This window comes from Butyrivibrio sp. VCD2006, assembly GCF_000423925.1.
Classification (GTDB): Bacteria; Bacillota; Clostridia; order Lachnospirales; family Lachnospiraceae; genus Butyrivibrio.
Window position 1 is genome coordinate 79,918 of sequence record NZ_AUIX01000016.1, and the last position, 25,190, is coordinate 105,107.

The following is a 25,190-nucleotide window of genomic DNA, read 5'->3' on the forward strand; positions in this document are numbered from 1 at the left end:
GATATATAACAAGAAAGACGCATGTAATATCCACGCGTCTTACCTCATGTTTACATTTTCAAATATTCATTTTACATACCTTTATGTGGTATTTCAATCTGTTCCTTAGTTTATTACATACTGATAATTCCGAATGCGTTCAGGATAGCACTTACAAGAATGATCATTACAAAAACAGGACACAGGAACTGAATCATGAAGGTGAAAGTCTTCTTCCTTCTGAAGGGATGTCCGTCCTGCTCAACCTCGTTGGCAATGCGATCGATACCTGCGAACTTAGTAATAAGGAAGCAGGTTGCAAAAGCTGCAACAGGCATCATGATATTGTTGGTGATGAAATCGAAGAAGGAAAGAAAATCCATTCCGATTATCTTCACATTTGCAAGAGGTCCGTTACCAAGTGATGACAAGCTTCCAAGGATTAGCATAATCACACCCATGATGACTGTGCCTCTTCTGCGGCTCCATCTAAACTCATCCGAGAAAGTTGAAACAGCGCTCTCAGTAAGAGCAATAGCACTTGTAAGGGCTGCAAAAAGTACCAGTGCAAAGAAGAGAATTCCGATCACGCGTCCAAATCCCATGCTTGCAAAAATCTTAGGCATGGTAATGAACATAAGTGAAGGACCTGCCTTGAGGTTCTCCGGGTCTCCGCCTGAGAATGCGAACACTGCAGGAATGATCATAAGGCTTGCAAGTATCGCAATAGCTGTGTCAAAAAACTCAACCTGTCTTGTTGATGAATCGATGCTGACATCCTTTTTCACATAAGAGCCAAAGGTGATAAGAATACCCATTGCTATGGACAGTGAATAGAACATCTGACCCATTGCTGTAACTACAGTCATAATTGAAAAGTGCTTAAAATTCGGAATAAACAGATACTTAACACCTTCAATCGCACCGGGTCTTGTAACTGAATATACACAGATGATAATCGCAAGTACAACAAGTATAGGCATCATAAATTTGGATACGCGCTCTATTCCGTTTCTAACACCCATGAAGATGATGCCAAGAACAAGCACTGCAAAAACCATAAACCAAATCTCAGCGGCAACACCGTTTGAGATAAATCCTACGAAGAAATCATCGCCTGCAATCTTCTCAGGTGAGCTCACGATATATTCAAAAAGGTACTTACATACCCAACCACCGATAACAGAATAATAAGGAACGATGAGGATAGGAATAATAGCATTTATCCAGCCTCCAAGATCCATGATCTTATTGTGACCAAGAGCTTCAAAAGCACCTACAGGGCTTTTCTTTGTTGCTCTTCCAATCGCTGTCTCTGCGATGATCATGGTGTAACCAAAGGTAATCGCAAGAATGATATATACAAGAAGGAAAATACCTCCGCCGTACTGCGCACAAAGATAAGGAAATCTCCAGATATTACCAAGTCCTACAGATGCGCCTGCTGCGGACAGAACAAACCCCAACTTACCCGAAAATGAACTTCTTTTTTTCAAAATAACCTCCAGTTTTTAAATTATGATGACAACACATTATTTTTTATATCGAAAGGATAAATAATTTTTTACTTTCTCATGTCATCATTTAATTACATAACTTATTTATTCTGCACTGTATAAGCCATTTTTTCAATACAAAAAACATCATTATGCTCAAAAAATTGATGTAAATTAATCAAAGTTTCCCGCAATCATAGACATCAAGGGAATGTCCGAGAAGCTCCATTATTTTAAGTTCATCTATCGCATCCATCACGGCATTGTGTACTTCACTATAAGAATAGTCACCGCTTAGCATTTTCAAAATATCCTCGACAGCATATCCTCTCTTAAGTCTTCCGGTCTTGCAGCACTCAGCACTCTCAGGAATGCACTTGTTGTACTGTTTGTAAGCAGCTAGTCGCATGATATCAAACCATTCAAAATCACTAAGCTCTTCAAGATGGCCTTTATCGAATTTGGCATTGTAGGCATAGAGCTGCGAAACGCCATTTTCAACAAGCCACTTGGACATACTTAAAAGTGCATCCTCCCTGGACATAACTTCACTGGGAATGCTCTTTACAACATGCATAACCTCAGAATACATACCGCCTTTCCTGTACTCGGGATCGATTATATAGTACTTTGCCCCAACGCATTTAAACGTCGCAGCATCTCCCAGGGCGATTCCTATGGACATCACCTCGTTGTACCAGTTGGTCTCTGTATCTATTACAGCGAAGACTCCCTCGCTCTTACGCTTTGAAATGGTCCGTGTAAGCTTTTTCGCGTTTTCAGTTTTCTTGTCAGGATTGTTCTTGATCATCTCAAGAAAATCCATGGATCTGTTGTTGTACTTCAAATTACCCTCATCCGTCAGCTTCGCTGACACCTTGTCTTCGCTCCGCTCCGGTCGGCGCAGAGCAATCGTCCCCCGGACGATTTGCGCCCCCAAAAGGGGGAAGGCTTATATTTTTTGTACCACCCTAATGGTAGAAGGCTTTTATGCATCAGTTACCCTGAATTGTAACATCTCCAACAAGGAGACTTGGCATTACCATCATGCCATCACAGGTCTGTTCCTTGGATATTGCCTTAATATTCTTCAGCATGTCGAAAAGATTACCACTTATCATAGTCTCAATGACAGCGCCTTTTATCTCACCATTTTCAACATAGAAAGCATTCTTGGCAACACCGGAGATTTCCCCGTTTGCACCGGGTGCTCCTGCTGAAACAGAGCCAACTATGAGGCCTCTTTTCACACTCTTTACCATGTCATCATAGGGAGTTTCACCTGCATCAACAACAAGATAAAATCCTGAGCAGGGAGCGGGCTTAACCTTGCACTTATTTGCAGCATAGAGGCTGGCAGCAAAGCTCTTAAGCACACCCTTTTCAATCAGATCATAATCCTCTGCCCTGAAGCCGTCTGCGGTATGAACCTCATGCACAACGATCCTCTCATCCCAGGGTTTGTTGCGAACCGTAAGAAGGGGCGAAGCAACCTGCTCTCCAAGCTTATCAAGCCATAGGCTGGTCTTACTTATCAGAACATAATCAGAGACAGAATTCATAAGTGTGCCTCCGATCATCTGTGCAGCACAGGAAGGAGTAAGTATAACATCACCTTCGAACTTGTCGCTGATTTTTATAGGATTCAGGGAGTTCTCTGCATCCTGAAGGTCCCTCTCAATGCTTCCAAGATCAATGAGCCTCTCATCGAGGTTATCGAATCTAAGAAAAGAACCCGCTATTCCCGTTGAAGCTGTTCCGTCATTTCCCGCAAATTCGACAGCAACCTCATAGTAGCCATACTCTGAATCGTCTCTTGTGCCGTTTGTATTGATGAAAATTGAACGTCCCCTTACATATTTAGCAAACATCTCAATAAGGAGTATCTTCTTATGTCTTGCAGCAATATCCTCTGAAAGCTCAAGAGTTCTATTCATCAGCTTTTCAATATCAGGAGTAAGGGCTTTACCAAAAAACTCCTTAGGCTCAAGTCCGGGTGCAATATCAAAGCACTCATCGGGGCTTCCCGCTTCAGCAGAAGCGATAACCTCATCAATTGCCTTCTCAATTGTCTCCTTATCAAATTTATTTATACTGGTGGCTGCCTTCTTATTATCCTTGATAACCTTAATCGCAATATCATTATCAAACAGAGTTCTGAAAAGTGTGAACTTTCCATCCTTCATAGTGATCTCGTTGGTCTCTGTCTCATTGATGGAGAAATCTGCCTTTATATCGCCTTTAGTCTTTATATAATCGAAAATGATTTCCGATACCTTCTGTAAGTCTGCCATTTATCTACCTCCGATCGTTATTTTGCACTTGATGGCCGGGCCACCTGTTGAAACAGGCATCATCTGCTTTTTACCACACATTCCTGCCCACCAGATCATGGAGTCAGATACCATATCAACTGTTTTAAGCATATCAAAAGCGATGCCGGAAACTGTTGTATCAAGGATCGCTCTTCCGATTTTTCCGTTCTTGATTTCATACCCGCAAGTAATTCCAAACATGAACTCACCGGTAAGATCAGCCTGTCCGTTGCCTGTTCCAAGGAGATAATATCCGTCATCGACAGAAGCTATCATGTCCTCAAGCTTATCCTTTCCGGGAAGCACCGCAGTATTTCTCATGCGGATAAGAGGCTCATCTGAGAATTCATATCCTCTTGCATTACCGCAGGGCTCTGCACCATAGAAAAGAGCGCTTTCTCTGTCATGCATAAAGCCCTTAAGGATACCGTTTTCAACAAGAACCGCATCCTTGGCAACAACACCCTCATCATCAAGATAAACCGGGAATGGTGCATCTTTTCCAAGAGCTGTATGAGCAAAGTCCACGATGCTGACAAGCTCAGATGCAACCTGTTTTCCAAGATTGGCTCCCGCAACTGATCCGCCCTGAACAAGGTCTGCCTCAACAGTATGTCCAACCGCCTCGTGGGCGATCATTCCTGCAACATCGGGATGAAGAATAACTGTCTTAAGACCCGCCTCAGCGTAAACACCGTTAGCCTTATCCTTCAGATTTTTATAAAGCTCGTCTATTCCCTCATAGATGGGATTAAGATCAGCAAAATACTCACCGGCATGGCCGCAGCCAAAGAACATTTTAAAAAGCTCAACCGGCTGTCCGTCCCTTGATTTCATACCAAGATCAACAATGATTCTGCATCTGGGATATGCAACATGGCCATCTGCCGCATCTGAAGTAACAATGATTTTCTCCATTGTGACCTCATCATAAGAAACCGCGCGGCTAAGAAGGTCCGTGTAGTTCTTCTCTATGTACGCATCAACCTCTTTGCAGATATCAACAAGCTTTTTCTGCTCATAATCAATTATCATTCTGGGTGATGTCACATATGAGTTTGCTATCATGGGATATGCATTTTTCTTTTCCGAATTGAACTTATCAAGATACTTTGCATTCTCTGTTGCTGCCTTAATAGTCTTTGCCGCAGCCTCTGCAGAATACTCTGCTGTTGAAGCAAAGCCATAGGCTCCTTTTAAATACACTCTGGCGCAGATTCCGCTCCCCTCGGATCTTGCATTAGTAACAAGATTGCCGTTCTGGATCGAGATCTTTCTGATTCTGTTTTCCTGTCCCCTTAGAACAGTTTGTACCCCTGTCTCAAAGAGGCTCTTTTGTCCTGTTAAAATATCTTCCGGCATTCCTTCTCCTCCAATACTTTTTTATAGTCATTATTTACTGCGATAATAGCTCATTATCTTTCTGGGTATTACCACAGCTTAATTCTGTACTGTGCAATACTCTCGATTCCTTCGATTCTGCAAGCGCATTTTGTGCCATCAGCATCCTCTGTGAGCTCAGGCCACTTTTGGAGGTAAATCTTCTGACCTTCAACAAGCGGATAAATATATGCGAGCATCTCGAATTCCTCTTCAAGTTCAGTCTTGCCGTCGGAGCCAATGAAGCGCTTAAGGCCTATCTCCCAATCTTGTCCGGTATAGAAGGAATCCGCAATCATCTCAGCTGCGCCGGGAATATCCCTGTTTTCCAGTGAAAAGAGCTCAGCCCTGTCGCCAGCATATTTCACATGTAGATAAACCTCATCTATCTCTTCGTCGATTCCGGAAACTTTTATCCTGTAGCCATTTGCGTATTTATCGTATTCGCCAGTGAAACCGCCAAAGTTCTTCTCCGCTTCTGCTAAAACAAGCTCTCCTTTATCCTCTGCACACTCTGTCTTAACCGTATTCATCAGAGGGTCAACATATCTGTAATCCGCAAAATCCATGCTGTCTACCATATAAGTATCACTTACATTTTCAGCATCCGCGTGAATAAAGCCAACGGGTGTCTCATCAAGGTCAGGCCATACCCTGAAGGATACTTCATGCTCTTTTCCATCAGAAGGGATCTCAGCATAAATCTCATATCCATTGGGATTGCCATTTTCAAGCACTCCGCTTCTCTTCTGATTAGTTCCGATGATTCTGTCCACAACATCATATTCGCAGATGACAAGATGCTCAGCGCCTCTGTCATCGGTTATCTTCACTGCATGCTCAGCTTCATAGCTGCTTAATGTCACGATTTTTATAAATCCAAGATCACCCTCGATCTCTGCTGCTGCCGAATCTCTGTCATCCGTATAAAAAACATATGCCGACTCTCTTCCTCTCTCATCATGAAGTATGCACAGAGGAATCATATTAGCTCTCTTAAGAACAGCATCAAAACCGATTGGCATATTGAAGGGATAGAAGAAATAATCTCCGTTTTTAATATCCCTCTCCTCAAACTCTGTGATCACATCACCGTTTTCATCAAAAGCTTTAAGAGTAAATTCATCATGGTCAGAGAGTTCGTATCTTCTCTGATAATTGTTTACAAAAAGGAAACCGCTTATAAGCTCAGTGCCATTTACATCTTTTTTAACAGCTCTGACAGCAGTTCTGAGAGCCGAGGAATTATCAGGCTTATCGGGGTTACCCGGCTGCTCTATGTAAGGCATCTCACAGAGCGCCACGCCAAAATCCTTAGTGAACATGGCAAGTCTTCTGACTCTTCTGTAGGTTTCAGACATCTGCCCATACTCCTTAAGAGGAGCATTAAAGTCATAGGATAAAACAGGAAGATCGTTAGGATAGCCTGTAGCAGTGCTCTCCTGAAGGGTTGTAAGTTTCCCCTCGGGATTGGTTCCGCCGTGATACATGTAATACCCGAGAAGATTTGCACCGCTACCCATCTTAACCATGCTCATGGCCTCGGTGTCTTTTCCCGATGCGATGCATCTTCTGTGGTGTGTCACCTGAAGACCGCCGCCAAGCTCAGCTGTAAGGTAAGGGAATTTGTCCATATCAAAAGTGATCCCCATGCCAAGACCATGGTCAGATCCTATGTTATGATCGTTCCTCTCTCTGGTAAAAATATAATTACCACTGGGCTCTATCTCGGTTGTCCTGGGATCCCAGGGTGCCTCGCAGTAGCCGCCCATAACAGGAAGCATCCCGCCGGTCACAGCACCGCCCCATCCGGTTGCAGTATAAATCGGAACATCATAGCCAATCTCCACAGCCATATCATGAAGGGTCCTCATGTGCTGCTCACCTTCTTCGCCGCCAAATCCGCCACAATGTCCGTACTCGTTCTCAATCTGAACTCCAATTATCGGGCCGCCATCCTTTAAGAAAAGTCCCTTAGCCTGCTCATAGATATGCTCATAAAAGCTCCTTGCATGAGCCAGGTATTCAGGTGCATTACTTCTTACTTCATAGCCCTTTTCCTTAGCATCCTCTAAAAGCCAGTCAGGAAAACCGCCGTTTCTTGCCTCGCCGTGAGCCCAGGGACCAATTCTCAAAATACAGTTAAGTCCCACTCTTTTTACGATCTGAAGGAATTTTCTAAGATTCCTGTCGCCGCTAAAATCAAATTCACCGCGTATTTCCTCATGGTGAATCCATATAGTATAAAGCGAAACGATTGAAACTCCGCCGCTTTTCATCTTGCAGAGCTCCTCTTCCCAGTATCTGTTCCTATATCTTGAAAAATGCATCTCGCCCATAACAGGGTAAAAGCCCTTTTCGTCCAGTGTTAAAGACTGTGGTGTATATGATAGTTTGCTTGTGCTTGATAACATAAATACTCCTATATTTTTACAAAAATCTGTTTTCAGTTCCTTATATTCTATCATAAGTTAAGGGAAGTCAGGGGGACCAGACAGGGGGACGTTCAGTCAAAAGAACCGTCCCCCTGTCTGGTCCCCCTGACTTATAAGAAAGAGAGCACGTTTATTTCGTGCTCTCCTTCATTATTACTTCGTAATTCTTGAGCTTCCTGCTCTTAACAGATTCTCCATCTATAAGTTCCATAAGCATTCTTGTGGCAACAGCGCCAAGATTCCTGTCGTCAAAATTCAGTGATGTCACTGATACCGCTGCATTTTCCAAAGTATTGCTGTTACAGAAAGACGCAAGCTTAATATCTCTCGGAATCTTTATATTACTGTACCTGCATATACCTATGACATGGCCTGCAAGTTTATCATCCATGCAGATCACACCGTCGACCTTTTCAGCTACCAGATGCTTTACAATTTCGATAAGCTTCTGCTCATTGCCTTGATCTAGGAAAATAAGTGATTCATCCACCTTTTTTCCAGCCTTCTCGAATGCCGCCACAAAACCACCATATCTGTTTCGAGTTACCATGTGATTTGATGATCCGCCTATGAGCGCTAGCTTCGTGTGACCTTTACCGATAATAATGGAGGTCAGCTCCCTGCATGCATCAAAAATGTCATTATCAACCGTAATTATCTGCTCATTTAACGAATCGCCTATCGCCACAAACGGCACTCCGCTCTCTAGCAGGTAATCAGCCGGCTTGTCATCCACAAGGGTTCTGGTAAGAATAACACCATCGACCTTGCGGTTCTCAATAATACGTTTAAGGCTTGAAATGTCGTCTCCCGCCACTACGGATACGATTATGTCATAGCCATACCCACTGGTAACTTCACTCATACCCACAAGGCATTTCTGAAAAAACGGAAGATCTTCGATGATGTAATCTCCGGGCCATACAACAGCAATATTGTAGGTCCGTCTCTGGGCAAGTCCTTTTGCGACAACATTGGGTCTGTAATTATTTTTTTCAATGTACTCAAGGACACGTGTTCTTGTGGCCTCGCCAATTCTGCCCTTTCCGGATATAGCTCTTGAAACGGTAGTTTTTGAGACCCCAAGGGCCGCCGCTATGTCCTCGATGGTTATTGGATTAGACATAGTTTATTATCCTTTTACAGCTCCACCGGTTACGCCCTCAACATAATATTTCTGAAGGAACATAAATAGTAATGTTACAGGAATAGCAATGAGTACTCCGCCTGCGCAGAATCTTGTAAAGTATCCCTGATAATCGTTGGTCCATACCCATCTGGTCATGGCAACCGCTACGTTGTAGCTCTTATCATGTCCAAAGGCAACATATGATGCAAATACGTAATCACACCAGGGTCCCATGAAGGCAACCAGCGCAGTGTAGATTATGATAGGCTTGGACATCGGAATGATCATTGTGAAGAATATTCTTGCTCTTGTAGCACCGTCAATTCTTGCAGCCTCATCAAGAGCCTTGGGAATCGTGTCAAAATATCCTTTACATACGTAATAGCCCATACCTGAGCTCGCGACTCCGACCAGTATAAGTCCAGGTACCGCACCTGCCTGAGTAAGACCAAACTGCTTCAAAAGGAAGTACAGACAGATCATGGTAAGGAATCCCGGGAACATTCCAAGTATCAGCCAGAAACGCATCAGGAAGGTTCTGCCCTTGAAACGCATTCTTGAAAGTGCATAGCTGACACAGAGAACGATTATTGTCTGAAGCAGAGCAACACTGAATGCGATTATCAGTGTATTACAGTACCATCTGACATAGTTGGTCTCACCTGAAAACAGGAATCTGTAGTTATCTAGTGAAAATCTTTTAGGAATCAGGTAATCAACCATTCCGCCATATTCATTTGAATATGATCTGAAGCTTTGAAGTACAAGTCCCACAAAAGGGAACAGCCAGATTATACTGATAAGTACAAGCACTATATGTCCTATAAAATTACCTATCGCTCTTTTTTTCTTATATGATTTCATTACTGGAAGCCCTCCTCATCTCTTACAGACGGAAGCATGTTGTAAACTCCAAGCGAAATAATAGCCGTTACAATGAATACAACAATTCCAAGTACTGCTGCCATCTTATAGTTGGTGTCAGTCACCGTCATCTTATAAAGCCATGTAACCAGAAGATCTGTGTTACCTGCTCTCTCAGCAAGACTCATAGACTGCGGTTTTCCCTGAGTAAGAAGGTAGATGACATTAAAGTTATTGAGGTTTCCTGTGTACTGTGTAAGAAGGAACGGACCTGTTACAAACAGCATGTACGGAAGTGTGATGCTTCTGAACATCTGCCATCCGTTGGCTCCGTCAATCTTAGCACTCTCATACAGATCCTCGGGAATGTTCATCAAAAGACCTGTTGCAATAAGCATCATGTAAGGAATGCCGATCCAGATATTAACAACAATGATCGTGAAGCGGGCAAGCCAGGGATTCGTCCAGAACGGAATGTAGTTCTTAATAATTCCCCACTTGAGCAGGTATCCGTTTATAAGTCCGTCATTTGCAAACATCTTCATGACATAAAGGAGAGATACGAACTGGGGTACCGCAATGGTAACAACCAGGATTGTTCTCCAAAGTCTCTTGAATTTGATTCCCTTTTTGTTAATAAGAATTGCTACTGCAAGTCCAAGGAAATAGTCAACGAATGTCGCAATAAAGGCCCATGCGAGGGTCCAAAGAAGAACCTGTACAAATGTGGGACCAAGTCCACCATTTGAGAATGAAACCAGGTTCTTAAAGTTCTCGAGTCCGACCCATGTAAACAGATTCGTCGGAGCCTGATGATTTTTATCATAATTCGTAAATGCTACCAGTATCATGAAAACAATCGGCAGCACTGTGAAAATAAACACACCTGTTACAGGAAGTGCAAGAAGTGTCTTATCAAAGTTTTTATCCAAAAGTGAAAGGAAAGATTCCTTATTTGTGGGAAGCTTTTTCCCTTCCTTAAGTATCAGCTCTTCCTTGCGATTCTCCTTGATATTGATGTACCACAGAGCAATCAGTGCGATCAGCGCGAAAACTGCAAGCACACCAAAAAGAAGTATCAGGAAGCTGTTATCTCCATATACTGTTTTTCTCTTAATCTTCTGGGTAGCAACTGTTCCAAGAGTTGTTATCTTGGACAGATATTTCCATCCAAATCCAAACATAAACCAGAAGAACAACGCCTCACATGCAAGAAGCGCAGCTCCTATCAGAATCTGTCCTCTAAGAATCGGACCGAGTCCCATGATTAAATATGAGAGCTTTGTCTTAATATCGCCCTCTGCAAAAGTCACCCCTATTGTTTTAAAGCCATCTCCGATGGCCTCAAAAAATGAAGGCGCCGCATTCTTTTTCTTCTTATCTACGCCCCTAGCCATATTCCGGACTCCTCTCTACAGAACTGTAAATCTATTTGGCAACAGTTCCTTACTTAAGAACAGGCCCGGAAACAAGAATGAATCCGAGCCTGAAGTTAGTTAATAACTATAATTTGCAACTGTAAAAAATTACTGTGCGTATCCTTCACATGTAGCCTGGAAATCCTCAAGAGCCTTCTTGAAATCATCATCGGAAGAATCTACTGTGAGTTCCTTTGAAATTACAGAATCACCAAGTGATGTTGCGAGTGACCAGTAATCTCCGGGATACTGTCCCTGAGGAATTGTGTACTGAAGCTGCTCTGCAAGAGCTGAAAGAGCTTCGTCAGCCTTAACTGCATCTGACTGCTGAGCTGCAATGTTTGAAGGGCCCCAACCTACTGCATCGTATCTAGCAAGCTGAACTTCTTCGCTTGAAAGGAATGCTGCAAGTGCATCGCAAACTGCAAGCTTGTTGTCATCTTCCTGAGGCTTAACTCCAAGAAGCTTGAATCCACCAAAACCACTCATCTGATATGTCTTGCCATCAGAACCTTCGAATGTAGGAAGCTTAGCGCATGCATAGTTGTCGCCAAAGAGATCCTTAGCAGCCTGAGCATCCCATGTGCCATCAACGATTGCACCAACGTTTGTAGCCTCACCAACTGATGATCCGTTCTGGAATGATTTAGAAGAAGCAAGCTCTGCAATCTTCTTAAGAGCTACAACACCTGCATCACTTGCATATGTTGAGTTGCACTTTGTGAAGTTACCTTCATCATCTGTATCGTATGTAAGCTCAGCACCAGCGCCGAAGAAGAATGCTGTCTGATACCAACCGGAGTTGATCTCGAAGTAGAAGTTCTTGCCTGCTGCTTCGCAATCAGCAACGATGCCTTCAAGTGTAGAAGGATCACTTACAACGCTCTTGTCATAGTAAAGGAAATATCCGTTGTCAGATGTAATAGGATACGCGTAAAGTGTGCCACCAACTGTTGCAGCGGAAACAGCACCGGCATCGTTCTCAGCCTTTACAGCCTCTGCATTTGAATCCTCAACAACTTCAAGTGCACCTGCTGTAACAAGTCTTGCAATCTGATCCTGAGCAAATGCATAAATATCAGCACCTGCCTCAACGTCTGTGATCATGTTGCCTGCTGCATCGCCTTCACCTACGGGCTCTACAGTAACTGTGTATCCTGCGAATTCCGGGTGATCACCCTGGAACTTTGTAATCTGCTCATTTGTGAAATCAACTACGTTGTCAGCAACCCAAACCTTGATCTCGCCTGTGCCATAATCAACGTCTCCAGCATCAGTAGCTTCCTCTGTTGCTTCCTCTGTTGCTTCTTCTGCAGTCTCCTCAACAACCTCTGCTGCATCCTCAGCTACATCTTCAGCCGCATCCTGAACTGCCTCTGCAGCATCATTTGCAGTCTCTTCTACAGCATCTGCAACATCTCCCGCTGTATCTGCAGCGTTGTTACCACAACCAGCAAGCAGTGATGCTGCCATTGCTGATGTCAGTAAAACTGATACCAATTTCTTTTTCATTTCAATTTTCCTCCGTTTTTTTGTGCCATTACTTTGTTTTTTTGTTGACTAATGCGCAACACATTTGCGCAATTCGTTGTTCTGATGGTAATTCTAATACCGGGTACTTTTGTAGTCAATCGTTATTGTTTCACAAATGAAAAACGTTTTCCTTATACAAAATGCACAATTTTAACTTAGTTACCGATAAATAGCCAATTTTCATGCGCAACCGCTAAACCATGCGTGGTTAACGGGTGTTAATCGGTTAAATAATTAACTGACAATTCAATAAACCGATACACAAAAAAGCACGGATAAAGAAACCGTTTTCTTGTTCTTTATCCGTGTTTATATATTTTGACGTATTTTCAGAAACTATTTTTTATAATAATGAGCAAATGCCTTTTCACATACCACAGCTATCTTAATATTTTATTCTGCATCACATCAGGATCCTGGGCATACTGAATAGCCTTATCCCTTGATATCTTTCCGCTCTTGCATAGATCAATGATCGCCTCATCCATGGTAACCATTCCGAGTTTCCTGTTGGTCTGCATGATAGTTATAAGCTGATGCGTTTTTCCCTCACGAATCATATTTCTAACCGCAGAATTAACATGCATTACTTCAAAGGCTGCCACTCTGGCCTCCTCATCAATTGTAGGAATAAGCTGCTGGGAAATAACCGCCTCCAGAACATTTGCAAGCTGTATTCTTATCTGCTGCTGTTGATGCGGCGGAAATACATCGATTATTCTGTCCACTGTGCTTGCGGCACCTATGGTATGAAGTGTTGATAGCACCAGATGTCCTGTCTCTGCTGCAGTAATAGCCGTGCTTATAGTTTCAAGGTCTCTCATCTCTCCCACAAGGATAACATCAGGATCTTCTCTAAGAGCAGCTCTTAAAGCATTGGCATAGTTATCACTATCAAGGCCCACTTCTCTCTGGTTAACGATTGATTTATTGTGCTGATACAAAAACTCAATGGGGTCCTCCAGAGTGATTATATGAGCTTCTCTGTTGTTGTTTATCTTGTCAATTATGGATGCAAGTGTAGTTGACTTACCGGAACCGGTAGGGCCTGTTACAAGCACCAATCCTCTCTGTCTCTGATATAGATTCACGACAGAAGGCGGTATTCCGAGTGTCTCGGCATCAGGAATCTCCGTCTCAACAAGACGGATTGCCATAGCTATCGAACCTCTTTGTTTAAACACATTAAGCCTGAAGCGGCCAAGTCCTTTGATGGAAAATGACATATCATGTTGTCCCTTTGTTTCAAGTAATTCCTTTTGCTTAAGGCTCATGATCGCATCCGCAACCTCTTCCGTATCAGCCGGAAGCATCTTCTGGTATCCTTCAAGCGCAATAAGCTTACCGTTCACACGCATCTTAGGCGGAATACCTACAGTGATATGAACGTCGGATGCTCCCTGTTCCTTCGCAATTCTTAGAATCTCATCAATTCGTGACATTGTATTCTCCTGATTTTTATGTGTTTAAAAATGATCAATCAATGTGCTGTAATTAGATCAAAAACGCTTAATATTCGCATTTTTTCCTATCTTTATCTTGTAGATACCGAAGTCAAAAGTCAACGAACTGAGAATGAAATAAAGCTAAAATTTGGGTGAAATTTTGATGCTTGTATTTTTCCCTTGCAAAATAACTTTTATTGATTATAATTGTTCTTGCGCTTAAAAGCGCTTGTTTATTTTCACGCGGAGTATCTCCGTATTTTCCTTAATTTGGTTACCCGGGCAATCCTTTGTTTCGCATTTTTTAATGCGTTTGAAAGGAGTTATTTGTATGTTCAGCACAGTAGTCTCAGGTGCGGTAAAAGGCATCATGCCGTATCTGATGCAGGTCGAGGTTGATACCTCAGACGGACTCCCCATGTTCAATATGGTGGGCTTTATGAGCGGTGAGGTCAGGGAAGCCTCAGAGAGGGTCAGAGTAGCTTTGAAAAATGCAGGCTTTGCACTCCCTCCCATGAGAATAACCGTAAACCTATCTCCCGCAGATATCAGAAAATCAGGGATAGCCGTGGATCTCCCGGTTGCGGTCGGAATACTCACAGCTACAGGTGAGATTTCGCCGGATGCACTAAAGGATACCATTGTCATAGGCGAGCTTGGACTGGATGGAGAAGTCAAAGCAGTAAGCGGAATACTGCCCATGGTCACGCACGCCTACGCAAAGGGATATAAAACCTGTATCCTTCCATCAGACAATGCCAGAGAAGGCGCCGTTGTCCAGGGTATGAAGATAATCGGTGTGAATTCTCTTTCAGAAGTCGTGGCCTATCTAAAGACAGATAAAGCAGAACAAAATATGCTAATTCGTCCCACTACAGTCGATATTGATTCACTTTTCAAAAATGCGGAATATCATGAGGGTTATCTTAAGGGCATGGATTTTTCAGAAATCAACGGACAATCTGCCGTTAAAAGAGCTGTTGAAATCGCCGCTGCGGGTTATCATCATATTCTTCTGATTGGGCCTCCGGGATCAGGAAAAAGCATGGTGGCAAAGCGTATCCCATCCATCATGCCGCCTTTATCCCGTGATGAAGCCCTCGAGGTTTCATCCATTTACAGCGTGGCGGGAATGCTAAAAAAGGGCGAAACTCTTATGACCAGACGCCCCTTTATGAGTCCGCATCATTCCATTACCGAAGCCGCTCTTGCAGGCGGCGGAAACATCCCGCACCCCGGTGTTATTTCTCTGTCTCACAGAGGTGTCATGTTTTTGGATGAGATGGCAGAGTTTAAGCGAAATACCTTGAATCTCCTAAGGCAGCCCTTAGAGGACAGGGAGGTTCATATCGCAAGAAGCGGTGGCAACTTTTCATATCCTGCAGATCTTCTGCTGGTCGGAGCCATGAATCCCTGCCCCTGCGGTTACTATCCCGATCTCAATAAATGCAAGTGTTCTGAGTCCGAAATAACAAAATATCTGGGGCGGATTTCCGGACCGATTCTTGACAGAATAGATATCTGCATAGAGGCTGCAAAAATAGATGTCAGCGAACTGAATCACGGTGCGCAGTGCAACGAGACCAGTGCCGAGATCAGGAAGCGCGTTATGCGAACGGTTGAAATACAGAATAAGAGATTTGCTCATGAAGGAATCCGTTTCAATTCCGAAATGTCTCCAAGACAGATTCAAAAATACTGTAAGCTTGGAATAAAGGAGCAGCGTCTGATGGAACAGATTTTTAGCACTATGGACCTATCCGCCAGAGCTTATCACAAAGTTCTTAGGTTAGCCCGTACCATAGCCGATCTGGAGCAGAGCGATAATATTGAATCCAGGCATCTTACGGAAGCTGCCTGCTATAGAATGATGGATTCAAAGTACTTTAGCAAGTCAGGAGCCGCAGCAGAAAGGAGGACATCATGATCACTGAATCCTCCTATGCGTACATGCTGCATAACGTACCGGGCTTCGGCAACAAAACGCTGTTTAAGCTACTTGAAGAATTCGGTAGCTGCAAAACAATATACGAAGCTGATGAGGACTCTCTGAAGAAGCTTTTAAACGTTAAGCAGTTCAAGTCATTTGTCGCTAGCAAGAGAAAGTGGAATCTTGAGAGTGAATTTGAATACCTGTACCACCGTGGAATTGACTTTTATCCTTATTCCCTTGATTCATATCCCAGAAGATTAAGAGATATTCCCGATCCTCCATTTGCGCTCTATTGCATAGGGAGTCTTCCTGATGAGAATTTACCTTCGGTCTCCATCATCGGAGCCAGAAACAGCTCTGAGTATGGAAAATATGCCGCCAAGCTCTTTGGTGAAAAACTCTCATCCATGGGTATACAGATAATCAGCGGAATGGCTCGCGGAGTTGACGGCATCTCCCAACAAGCTGCAGTTTACGCAGGTGGCAGGTCCATAGCCGTTCTTGGAAGCGGAGTTGATGTTTGCTATCCCGAGGAAAACAGTGCTCTTTACAATCAGCTCATTACATCAGGAGGAATCCTGTCGGAATACTTACCGGGAACAAAACCAAAACCGCAGTATTTTCCTCCGCGGAACAGGATAATAAGCGGATTATCAGATGCTGTACTTGTTATTGAGGCAAGAGAAAAAAGCGGCACACTGATCACGGTTGACATGGCCTTAGAACAGGGGCGTGAAGTATTTGCACTTCCGGGAAGAATCTGTGACAGCCTTAGCTACGGCTGCAATTCCCTGATAAAGCAAGGTGCAAACATTGCCTCATGCCCTGAGGATATCGTGGATTATCTTAGAATAAATCTGGGGAAGAAAATTTCTGAAAAGTCAGATATGGGTAGTAAAAGCGCAGGGACCATTTTGGATTATAGTGCCTTTGGAATTAGCAAATCCCAACAGTGCATTTTTGAATTACTTGATTTCTATCCGCAAACCACCACTGCGATCTTCGATAAGCTTATTACAAAGGGAATCGAAATGAGCGTTGCAGAAGTAATGAATTCACTTGTTGAGTTGTGTATAAAGGGTATCGCCGCACAGAACGGAACCGGATTTTATAAAAGAGGATAGGTGTCAAAAACAGCAACAGCTATTAGAAAACGATATCTGTAAATCACAGGCGCTTGTATGAAAAAATAGCTGTAAATCACAGGCCCTTGTGTAATAAATAAAGGGATTTCGCAAGCGGAATCCCTTAGCTTCAATGACTCTTATAAGCCTGCTAATCTATAGCACTACACTTTTTGCTGATATCACTAATTATACCGATACAAAATCAAAGATCTTCTCTCATGATGACATTCATACAGTCATAGGTCATCTCTATGCCATTTTCAGTAAGTGCTTCAAAGACCTTAGTATTAACTTCATCCTTCACCACTTCAGTTCTTATGCCGTGGGCATAATATACAGTAGCCATCATAACAAGAGCTGAATCTGTGATCTCAATCAGGTAAACCGATCTGCTCAAGGGATTTTCAGCATCGTATTTATCCTCATTCAGCGTAAGTTCACAATCACAGATGGTTTTTCTTATCAGTTCCTTCGTCTTTTCTATATCCGCCTTGTAGCTCACTGCATACTTAACATCAAAGGATCTCGGTACCTCATCTGCATAGCTATAATTCGTGATCAGCATAGAATTGGCTTTACTGTTTGGAACTACAAGTCTGGTTGTATCAACGAGCATTAGCACCACGTGCCGCAGGTTCAAATCCTCAACAATTCCCGATCTTCCATCCTCAAGCATTATTCTTGATCCCAAATCAAATGGCTTATAAATACTAATTTCAAGTCCTGCGAACATATCCTTTATTACGTCATTTGCCGCAAGACCAACGACAGCCGCGACCACAGCAGTGGAACCAAGCAGAGATGCTGCAAGCTTCTGCCCTCCCAAAGGAAGTACTACAAATACTACAATAACTACAAGAGTTATTGTTTTTTGTAAAAACTGGATTGTGATACTGTTACCTTTTCTTTTTTTCAAATGCCTGAAGATCCTGTTAACGATCTTCATGATCATGATGCTAATTCCAACATACAAAGTCAAAAAAACAATAAAAAGAAACACTATAACGCAAAACACGACTACTTTTTGTGGCGCATCCAATCCTATAAATTGAGTCTCCATGGTATCCGGCAAAAGCTCGATAAAAAAGTTAAGAAGCATTATTTCCTCCTTACATTCAACAAAACTCAATATAGATAATCCTTATCAATAAATCGTTTATAATTCAATTTTAGCCGTGAAGTGCTTCTGATTGTGTGAAACTTTTCAAAACTTAATTAAAAATATATAAAAAGCCCCTGACAAACCGGCTTTGAGTCGTTGTCAGGGGCTTCTGTATTTTTAATATTTTGTTATAAGACTTATGCCATCAGCATTCTGAACATTTCAATAACCTGTTCCTTGGTTGCTTCTCTGGGATTGCCGGGATAGCACGCATCATTAAGAGCATCAGTTGCAAGTACATCGAGATCCTCTTCCTTGATCTTATCAAGTGTCTTCGGAATTCCAACATCCTCTGAAAGCTTCTTAACAGCGTTAATAGCTGCATCTCTGTACTCTTCCTGTGACATGTTATCAACGCCTTCTACACCCATTGCTCTTGCAACTTCACGAAGTCTCTCGCCTGTGTACTCGCGGTTGAACTCCATGGAGATGGGAAGGAACATAGCGCATGCAACACCATGAGGAGTGTCATAGTGAGCAGAAAGTGTATGTGCCATAGCGTGGTCGATACCAAGACCAACGTTTGAGAATCCCATTCCTGCGATGTACTGGCCAAGTGCCATTCCTTCACGACCTTCCTTGGTATTCTCAACCGCACCGCGAAGATGCTTGGAAATGAGCTTGATAGCCTCGAGATGGAACATATCTGTCATCTCCCATGCTGCTCTTGTTGTATAGCCCTCGATAGCGTGTGTAAGTGCGTCCATACCTGTAGAAGCTGTAAGTCCCTTAGGCATAGATGACATCATCTCGGGATCAACGATAGCCACGATAGGCATATCATGAGTATCTACACAAACGAACTTTCTCTCTTTTTCAACGTCTGTAATAACGTAATTGATTGTAACCTCTGCAGCTGTTCCAGCTGTAGTTGCTACTGCAATGATCGGAACACAAGGATTCTTTGTGGGAGCAACTCCCTCAAGAGAACGGACATCAGCAAACTCAGGATTTGTGATGATGATACCGATAGCCTTGGAAGTATCCATTGAAGATCCACCACCAACTGCTACGATGCAGTCAGCACCGGACTTTTTGAAAGCTTCAACACCATTTTTAACATTTTCAATTGTGGGATTGGGCTTAATATCTGAATAGATTTCATAAGGGATCTTTGCTTCATCAAGAAGATCTGTAACCTTTGCTGTTACACCAAATTTAATAAGGTCAGGATCAGATGCAACGAATGCTTTCTTAAAACCGCGGCTGTTAATCTCGCCAACAACCTCTTTTACTGCACCTGCTCCATGATAGGATGTACCGTTAAGTGAAATTCTGTTTGCCATAATGCTATACCCTCCAAACTTTTTTTCTCCCCTGTGTTACACAGGTTGTTTTAACCAGTAATAATGATAGCATTTATCAGCTTTTAACATAAGTTACACTTTACCGTTTTTGTACCAAAATTTGTTTATCACTCTTTTGTTTTTGGGTACCGGAATATTCTTGCTACTCTTTTCTGTTTTGGCTATAAGGATCAAATAGAGGTATATCGCATTGGCCTCAAAGTATCTTTAACTCAGTGAATATTTCATTTAGCCTTGGTGGCATGGCATCAATCATTATATCTGCCAGTTCTTCCTCAGATTCCTTCATACCCTTAAGTACCCATTGCACAGTCATATAAATCGAAGCCTGACAATACATCTCAAGAAGCTTCCTTATTTTCTTTTCAGGCAATTCTCCCGTCTTTTCTCTGATGAGCCTGCAATAAAACTCAAATATCATATAAAAGTCGTGATCCTTCAGATTATTCTGCTCATCCACTTTAAACGCAGCCGCAAAGAAAACTCTCTCCGCCTTAATGTATCTGAATTTCTTGATAAGCCCTTCTCTCAAACTCTCCGTACTGCCAAGTTCCTTAAAGGATTGTTCAAGAAGCCTGTCAAAATACCAGTTTATGAGGTCATACTTATCTATGAAATTGCGGTAGAAGGTCTGACGTGATACGCCGCACACTTCCACTATCTGCTTTACTGTTATATTCTCCACAGAGGTCGTCTTCATACATGTTTTTATTGCCTCTGCAAGCTTGTATTTACTGTCGTTTTGCTTATTCATAACATGCCCTTAACTTTTTTTACTGTGAACGCCTTTTTCATTCATTGGTACTATTTTAGAGAGTAATACCAGCAGAACATTTTTGCTCCTATAGTAAAAACTTTGCCATGCAGTAATTACTGAGGTCCAGACCATAGTCTGTTAGATGAATTCCGTCCTCAGTTACTTCCAGAAGCTCTTCACCTCTTAGCTCTGCGATCACTTCGCCGAAGACCTCAGCCATTTCACAAGAAAAGCGCCTCTCAAACTCCGCACAGGAAACACCACGAACCATGCGAAGCCCCAGAAACATAAACTCCTCCATTTGCTCATTCTTGCTAAGTGGCTGAACTTCGGTGCGTATAGCTTTCAAAATATCAAAAATATCTAACTTATTAATAGCTTCCACATAGTTTGAAAGCTCTGAGATATTCCTGTAGCGAATGCCCTTCATAAGAGATGCTGCGCCAATTCCAAAGCCAATATAATCTCCACCATTCCAGTACCTGACATTATGTCTGCTTTCACGGTCAGACTTTGAATAATTGGAAATCTCATAGCGGTAATAGCCGTTCTTTTCCAGTATCTCTTTAGTTCTATGGTACATCTCCCGCTCTGTATCCTCGTCAGGGAGTGGGAGGAGATGCTCTCTCCTAATTCCAGAATTCTCCCCATACATCTCATAAAAAGGTGTCCCCTCCTCAATTATGAGGCTGTAAGCTGAAATATGCTCAGGTGATGGTTCAAGAGAGCAGACGTACTCAAGATTACTCTCCCAATCGCGCAGGGTCTGCCCCGGAAGAGCACTCATGAGATCCACATTTACATTGTCGAAACCGGCAAGCCTTGCATTTTTATAGCACTCCTCAAACTGTTTTCTATTGTGGATTCGCCCCAGTATCAGAAGTTCATTGTCTTTCGCTGACTGGAGGCCAATGCTTATTCTGTTAATTCCTGCATCTCTATAGAGCCTTAGTGCCTTATAATCAGCCGTACCGGGATTACACTCGATTGTGATCTCAGCATTCTCCGCAAGATTGTACTGCCCCTTTAAAACGCCCATAATATCAGCAATATAAGAAGGTTCCACAGATGTTGGCGTGCCGCCTCCTATGAAAACCGAGGTCACTTCATAATCCTCACATTCTCCTGCACTTATCTCAATCTCTTTTTTCAGAGCATCAAAATAAAGTGCCTGCTGCTCCATCCCCTCCGGAAAGGAGAGGAAGTCGCAGTATAGGCACTTCTGTTTACAAAATGGTATGTGGATATAAATTCCTATTGAATTCATCTATTACCCTCATCCGTCAGCTTCGCTGACACCTTCTCCCTGGAAGGGAGAAGGCTTTATGAATATGCTTAATTACCTTCGTCAAGCTTCAATACGCTCAGGAAGGCCTGCTGAGGAATCTCTACGCTACCAATCTGGCGCATCTTCTTTTTACCTTCCTTCTGTTTCTCAAGAAGCTTTCTCTTACGGCTGATATCACCACCGTAGCACTTGGCAAGGACGTCCTTACGCATAGCCTTAACTGTCTCACGGGCAATGATCTTGCCGCCCACAGCTGCCTGAATCGGAATCTCAAAAAGGTGTCTCGGAATCTCACCCTTAAGCTTCTCGCACATCTTGCGGCCGCGCTCGTATGCACCGTCCTTGTGAACGATGAATGAAAGCGCATCAACCTGCTCACGATTGATAAGGATATCAAGCTTAACAAGCTCAGAGCGCTCATATCCCTTTATCTCATAGTCAAAGGATGCATAGCCTCTAGATCTTGATTTAAGTGCATCAAAGAAGTCGTAAATGATCTCATTAAGCGGAAGCTCATACTTAAGAACCGCTCTTGTAGCCTCAATGTACTCAGTACTTATGTAGGTTCCACGTCTCTCCTGGCAAAGCTGCATGATTGAGCCAACATAGTCTGTGGTAACCATGATCTCACCGTTTACAATGGGCTCCTCCATGTATTCAATCTCTGAAGGATCCGGAAGGTTTGACGGATTGGTCAGCTCAAATACTGTTCCGTCAGTTTTATGAACCTTATAGACAACACCGGGCGCGGTACTTACAAGGTCAAGATTATACTCTCTCTCAAGTCTCTCCTGGATTACCTCAAGGTGCAAAAGTCCAAGGAAGCCGGCTCTGAATCCGAATCCAAGAGCCTGTGATGTCTCGGGTTCATAGAAAAGAGAGGCATCATTAAGCTGCAATTTTTCAAGTGCATCACGAAGTTCCGGATATCTGGCGGTATCTGCAGGGTAAAGTCCGCAGTAAACCATGGGCATTACCTTCTTGTAGCCCGGAAGTGCCTCAGTACAGGGATTCTGCGCATCAGTAACTGTATCACCGACACGTGCATCCTGAATATTCTTAATTGATGCTGTAAAGTATCCAACGCTTCCGGCTGAAAGCTCATCGCAGGGAATAAACTGTCCCGGGCCAAAATATCCTACTTCAACAACTTCCCATGATGCTCCTGATGCCATGCACTTAGCAAGCATGCCCTTTTTCAAAACACCTTCTCTTACGCGGACAAACACGATAACTCCGCGGTATGAGTCATATACTGAATCAAAAATAAGAGCCTGAAGCGGCGCCGTAGGATCACCTGTAGGTGCCGGAATCTTTTTCACAACGGACTCAAGGACATCCTCTATACCGGTTCCAAGCTTAGCTGAAACAAGAGGTGCATCATGCGCTTCAATTCCGATTACATCCTCAATTTCTTCCTTGACCTCATCAGGTCTTGCACTGGGAAGGTCAATCTTGTTTATTACAGGGAAAACGTCAAGGTCATGGTCAAGAGCCAGATATACATTAGCAAGAGTCTGAGCCTCAACGCCCTGAGTAGCGTCAACTACAAGGATTGCTCCGTCACAGGCTGCAAGGCTTCTTGAGACCTCATAGCCGAAATCCACGTGACCGGGAGTATCTATCATGTTGAAAACGTACTCCTCACCGTCCTTAGCCTTATAGACCATACGAACAGCCTGAGATTTGATGGTGATTCCTCTCTCACGCTCTATGTCCATATTATCAAGGACCTGATTCTGCATCTCACGACTTGTGAGAACACCGGTGGTCTCGATCATACGGTCAGCCAGTGTGGACTTACCGTGATCTATGTGCGCAACTATGCAAAAATTTCTAATTTTACTCTGATCAAATTCTGCCATATTACTCCAAATTCTATAAATAATAATTTGCTCTAAAAAGTCTAACAAGTAATGATAACATAAATCAGCTGCGGCGAAAACCTTTCGCCGCAGCTGCGTAGTATATAAATAATTTATTTATGAAAGTGCCACACCATTTACATAAAGTGTATAGCCATTAGTGTTTATACTTGATGCGTCGCCGTCAAAGGATGTGATATAAGTATCAGCTGTAAGAGTCCATGTACTGCTTTTATCTATAGATACTGACACGGTTCCAACCTCTGTAGAAACTGTTTCGCCCTTGGCATTAGTAATGTTTCCGTCAATTGTTCCTGTAAACTCTGAGCCATCTGTCAGATTAAGAGTAAGCTCAGAATCGCTTCCTACAAGAATTGTACCTTCAAGTATCTGGGCACTGGCATTTAACGTAGCATTGTTTACATCTCCATTCCAACCATCAGCACAAACTGAAAGCAAAATATTGTCAGAATCCTTATTGACTATGCTTACACCATTCAAATTGATAATAGCCCTGGTATTTGTTACATGGAATACATGCCCGTTTTTGCTGGTAAGTGCTCCGCCATTCATAGTGAAGACTGACGTACCACTGTCTGCATCTCCTGACATGGACTGATAGATCATAATTGTGTCATAAAAAGTTGCATTGCCGTTGGTATCAGTATTATTGGCGGTCATATCGCAGTCATTTAAGGTAATTGAGTTAATTCCCTCAATGCACACGCCTTCTGAAAGATTTGATGTAAGAGTCGCATTGGATACAGTAATGTCAGCAGTAGAATAAATTGCAGGTGAACCAAGTCCATTTGTAGTATAGCTGCCGCCATCAACCGTTACTGTACCGCCTCCTCGGTCTGTTCTGATTGCAGCCGAGGATCTTCCGCTGGTCTCAACAGTCAGATTTGAAGCTTCTGTAATACCGCCTCCGGTTGTCATGATTCCGCCGGAACCATCGCCTGTAGTGGTTATAGTAGTATCAGATATGATCACCTTTGTTCCATCACCCTCTGCACCGTTCTTACCACCGTTTCCGCCGTATGAGAAAACTCCGTTAGCTCCATCTGCATCTGAAGTAATTGTTCCACCTGTAATCGTTGTGGTGGATCCGTCCTTTACCAAAACAGCTGCATTAAGGCCGTAAAAATTACAGTTGTCTCCGCCGTCAGAATCACCGGTCTTAGTAACTGTGGCATCAGTTATGTTTACATCATCTGATGTGCTTATAATAAGTGCACTCTCATCTGCTGTGCTACTTTCGTAGGTTTCTCCGCTCTGAGAATCAGCACTTGTGATCTCTGTAGCTCCCTTGTACTCTATATCAGCACTGCTGCTTCCACCGCCAAATCCACCGCCTCCCTCAGGAGGATTCCCAGGAGCCTCTCCATCAGGCTTTTCACCAGGAGCACCATCAGGCTTCTCTCCGGGTGCACCATCAGGTGCCTCACCTTCAGGCTTCTCACCCGGAGCACCATCAGGCGCTTCGCCGTCCGGCTTCTCCGGAGGTGTCTCTCCATCAGTAGGTTCTCCCTCAGGCTTGTCTGTAGAAGCGTCACTTTCTGTTTCTTCGGCAGGAGCCTCGCTATCCTCAGGGGCAGCCTCCTCTGTAATTGTTGTAGCTTCACTATTTGAGGTTCCTGTAGTAGGCTGACTGCATGCTGTTACTGCTATGCACATCATTGTCATTATTGTTATAGGTAAAATTCTCTTTAATTCATTTCTTTTCATTTCATAATCTCCTTGTTTGATGCCCGTTA

18 protein-coding genes are annotated in these 25,190 nt (G+C 43.1%); 2 read left to right on the forward strand and 16 right to left on the reverse strand.

All coding sequences use genetic code 11. The features are described from left to right. Positions 1-113: 113 nt before the first annotated feature. The 10 genes from G586_RS0107905 to G586_RS0107950 form a co-directional block, all read right to left on the reverse strand. Positions 114-1,487: a sodium-dependent transporter gene (locus G586_RS0107905; RefSeq protein ID WP_026527326.1), complete on the reverse strand. Its 1,374-nt coding sequence runs from the start codon at positions 1,485-1,487 to the stop codon at positions 114-116. A 166-nt stretch (positions 1,488-1,653) separates the two neighbouring features. After that, complete coding sequence (locus G586_RS0107910; RefSeq protein ID WP_051204646.1) at positions 1,654-2,352, reverse strand: hypothetical protein; 699 nt, start codon at positions 2,350-2,352, stop codon at positions 1,654-1,656. A 118-nt stretch (positions 2,353-2,470) separates the two neighbouring features. Continuing rightward, positions 2,471-3,769, reverse strand: coding sequence for a TldD/PmbA family protein (locus tag G586_RS0107915; protein WP_026527328.1), 1,299 nt, complete (start codon positions 3,767-3,769; stop codon positions 2,471-2,473). Then, a complete protein-coding gene (locus G586_RS0107920) occupies positions 3,770-5,152 on the reverse strand; it encodes a TldD/PmbA family protein (protein ID WP_026527329.1) in 1,383 nt (460 codons plus the stop codon). 68 nt (positions 5,153-5,220) lie between these two features. Then, the gene (locus tag G586_RS0107925; protein WP_026527330.1) at positions 5,221-7,584 is read right to left on the reverse strand and encodes a beta-galactosidase; all 2,364 of its coding nucleotides are present in this window, start codon (positions 7,582-7,584) and stop codon (positions 5,221-5,223) included. Between the two features lie 151 nt (positions 7,585-7,735). Further along, the gene (locus G586_RS0107930) at positions 7,736-8,731 is read right to left on the reverse strand and encodes a LacI family DNA-binding transcriptional regulator (RefSeq protein ID WP_026527331.1); all 996 of its coding nucleotides are present in this window, start codon (positions 8,729-8,731) and stop codon (positions 7,736-7,738) included. Between the two features lie 6 nt (positions 8,732-8,737). Continuing rightward, a complete protein-coding gene (locus G586_RS0107935) occupies positions 8,738-9,598 on the reverse strand; it encodes a sugar ABC transporter permease (RefSeq protein WP_026527332.1) in 861 nt (286 codons plus the stop codon). Further along, positions 9,598-10,995, reverse strand: a complete 1,398-nt coding sequence (locus G586_RS0107940) for a carbohydrate ABC transporter permease (RefSeq protein WP_026527333.1) — start codon at positions 10,993-10,995, stop codon at positions 9,598-9,600. Before G586_RS0107940 ends, G586_RS0107935 begins: the two co-directional genes overlap by 1 nt. 129 nt (positions 10,996-11,124) lie before the next feature. Further along, positions 11,125-12,528, reverse strand: a complete 1,404-nt coding sequence (locus tag G586_RS0107945; RefSeq protein WP_026527334.1) for an extracellular solute-binding protein — start codon at positions 12,526-12,528, stop codon at positions 11,125-11,127. Positions 12,529-12,929: 401 nt separating this feature from the next. Beyond that, positions 12,930-13,991, reverse strand: a complete 1,062-nt coding sequence (locus G586_RS0107950) for a type IV pilus twitching motility protein PilT (protein WP_026527335.1) — start codon at positions 13,989-13,991, stop codon at positions 12,930-12,932. A 334-nt stretch (positions 13,992-14,325) separates the two neighbouring features. Between G586_RS0107950 and G586_RS0107955 the strand changes: the two genes are divergently transcribed. After that, complete coding sequence (locus G586_RS0107955) at positions 14,326-15,921, forward strand: YifB family Mg chelatase-like AAA ATPase (protein ID WP_026527336.1); 1,596 nt, start codon at positions 14,326-14,328, stop codon at positions 15,919-15,921. Then, the gene (dprA, locus tag G586_RS22185) at positions 15,918-17,051 is read left to right on the forward strand and encodes a DNA-processing protein DprA (protein ID WP_051204647.1); all 1,134 of its coding nucleotides are present in this window, start codon (positions 15,918-15,920) and stop codon (positions 17,049-17,051) included. Before G586_RS0107955 ends, dprA begins: the two co-directional genes overlap by 4 nt. A gap of 205 nt (positions 17,052-17,256) precedes the next feature. Here the strand turns inward: dprA and G586_RS0107965 are convergent, their stop codons facing one another. From G586_RS0107965 to G586_RS0107990, 6 genes are all read right to left on the reverse strand, one after another. Continuing rightward, a complete protein-coding gene (locus tag G586_RS0107965) occupies positions 17,257-18,153 on the reverse strand; it encodes a mechanosensitive ion channel family protein (RefSeq protein ID WP_026527337.1) in 897 nt (298 codons plus the stop codon). 200 nt (positions 18,154-18,353) lie between these two features. Continuing rightward, the gene (gene fucO / locus G586_RS0107970; protein WP_026527338.1) at positions 18,354-19,502 is read right to left on the reverse strand and encodes a lactaldehyde reductase; all 1,149 of its coding nucleotides are present in this window, start codon (positions 19,500-19,502) and stop codon (positions 18,354-18,356) included. A 217-nt stretch (positions 19,503-19,719) separates the two neighbouring features. After that, a complete protein-coding gene (locus G586_RS0107975) occupies positions 19,720-20,277 on the reverse strand; it encodes a TetR/AcrR family transcriptional regulator C-terminal domain-containing protein (protein WP_026527339.1) in 558 nt (185 codons plus the stop codon). Positions 20,278-20,365: 88 nt separating this feature from the next. Next, entirely contained in the window at positions 20,366-21,547 is a 1,182-nt protein-coding gene (hemW, locus tag G586_RS0107980) for a radical SAM family heme chaperone HemW (RefSeq protein WP_026527340.1), read from the reverse strand. A 68-nt stretch (positions 21,548-21,615) separates the two neighbouring features. Beyond that, positions 21,616-23,433 carry a translation elongation factor 4 gene (gene lepA, locus G586_RS0107985; protein WP_026527341.1) on the reverse strand — a complete coding sequence of 606 codons (1,818 nt, stop codon included), beginning with the start codon at positions 23,431-23,433 and terminating at the stop codon, positions 21,616-21,618. Positions 23,434-23,550: 117 nt separating this feature from the next. Continuing rightward, on the reverse strand, positions 23,551-25,161 hold the full coding sequence (locus G586_RS0107990; protein WP_026527342.1) for a hypothetical protein: 1,611 nt from the start codon (positions 25,159-25,161) through the stop codon (positions 23,551-23,553). Positions 25,162-25,190: the final 29 nt, after the last annotated feature.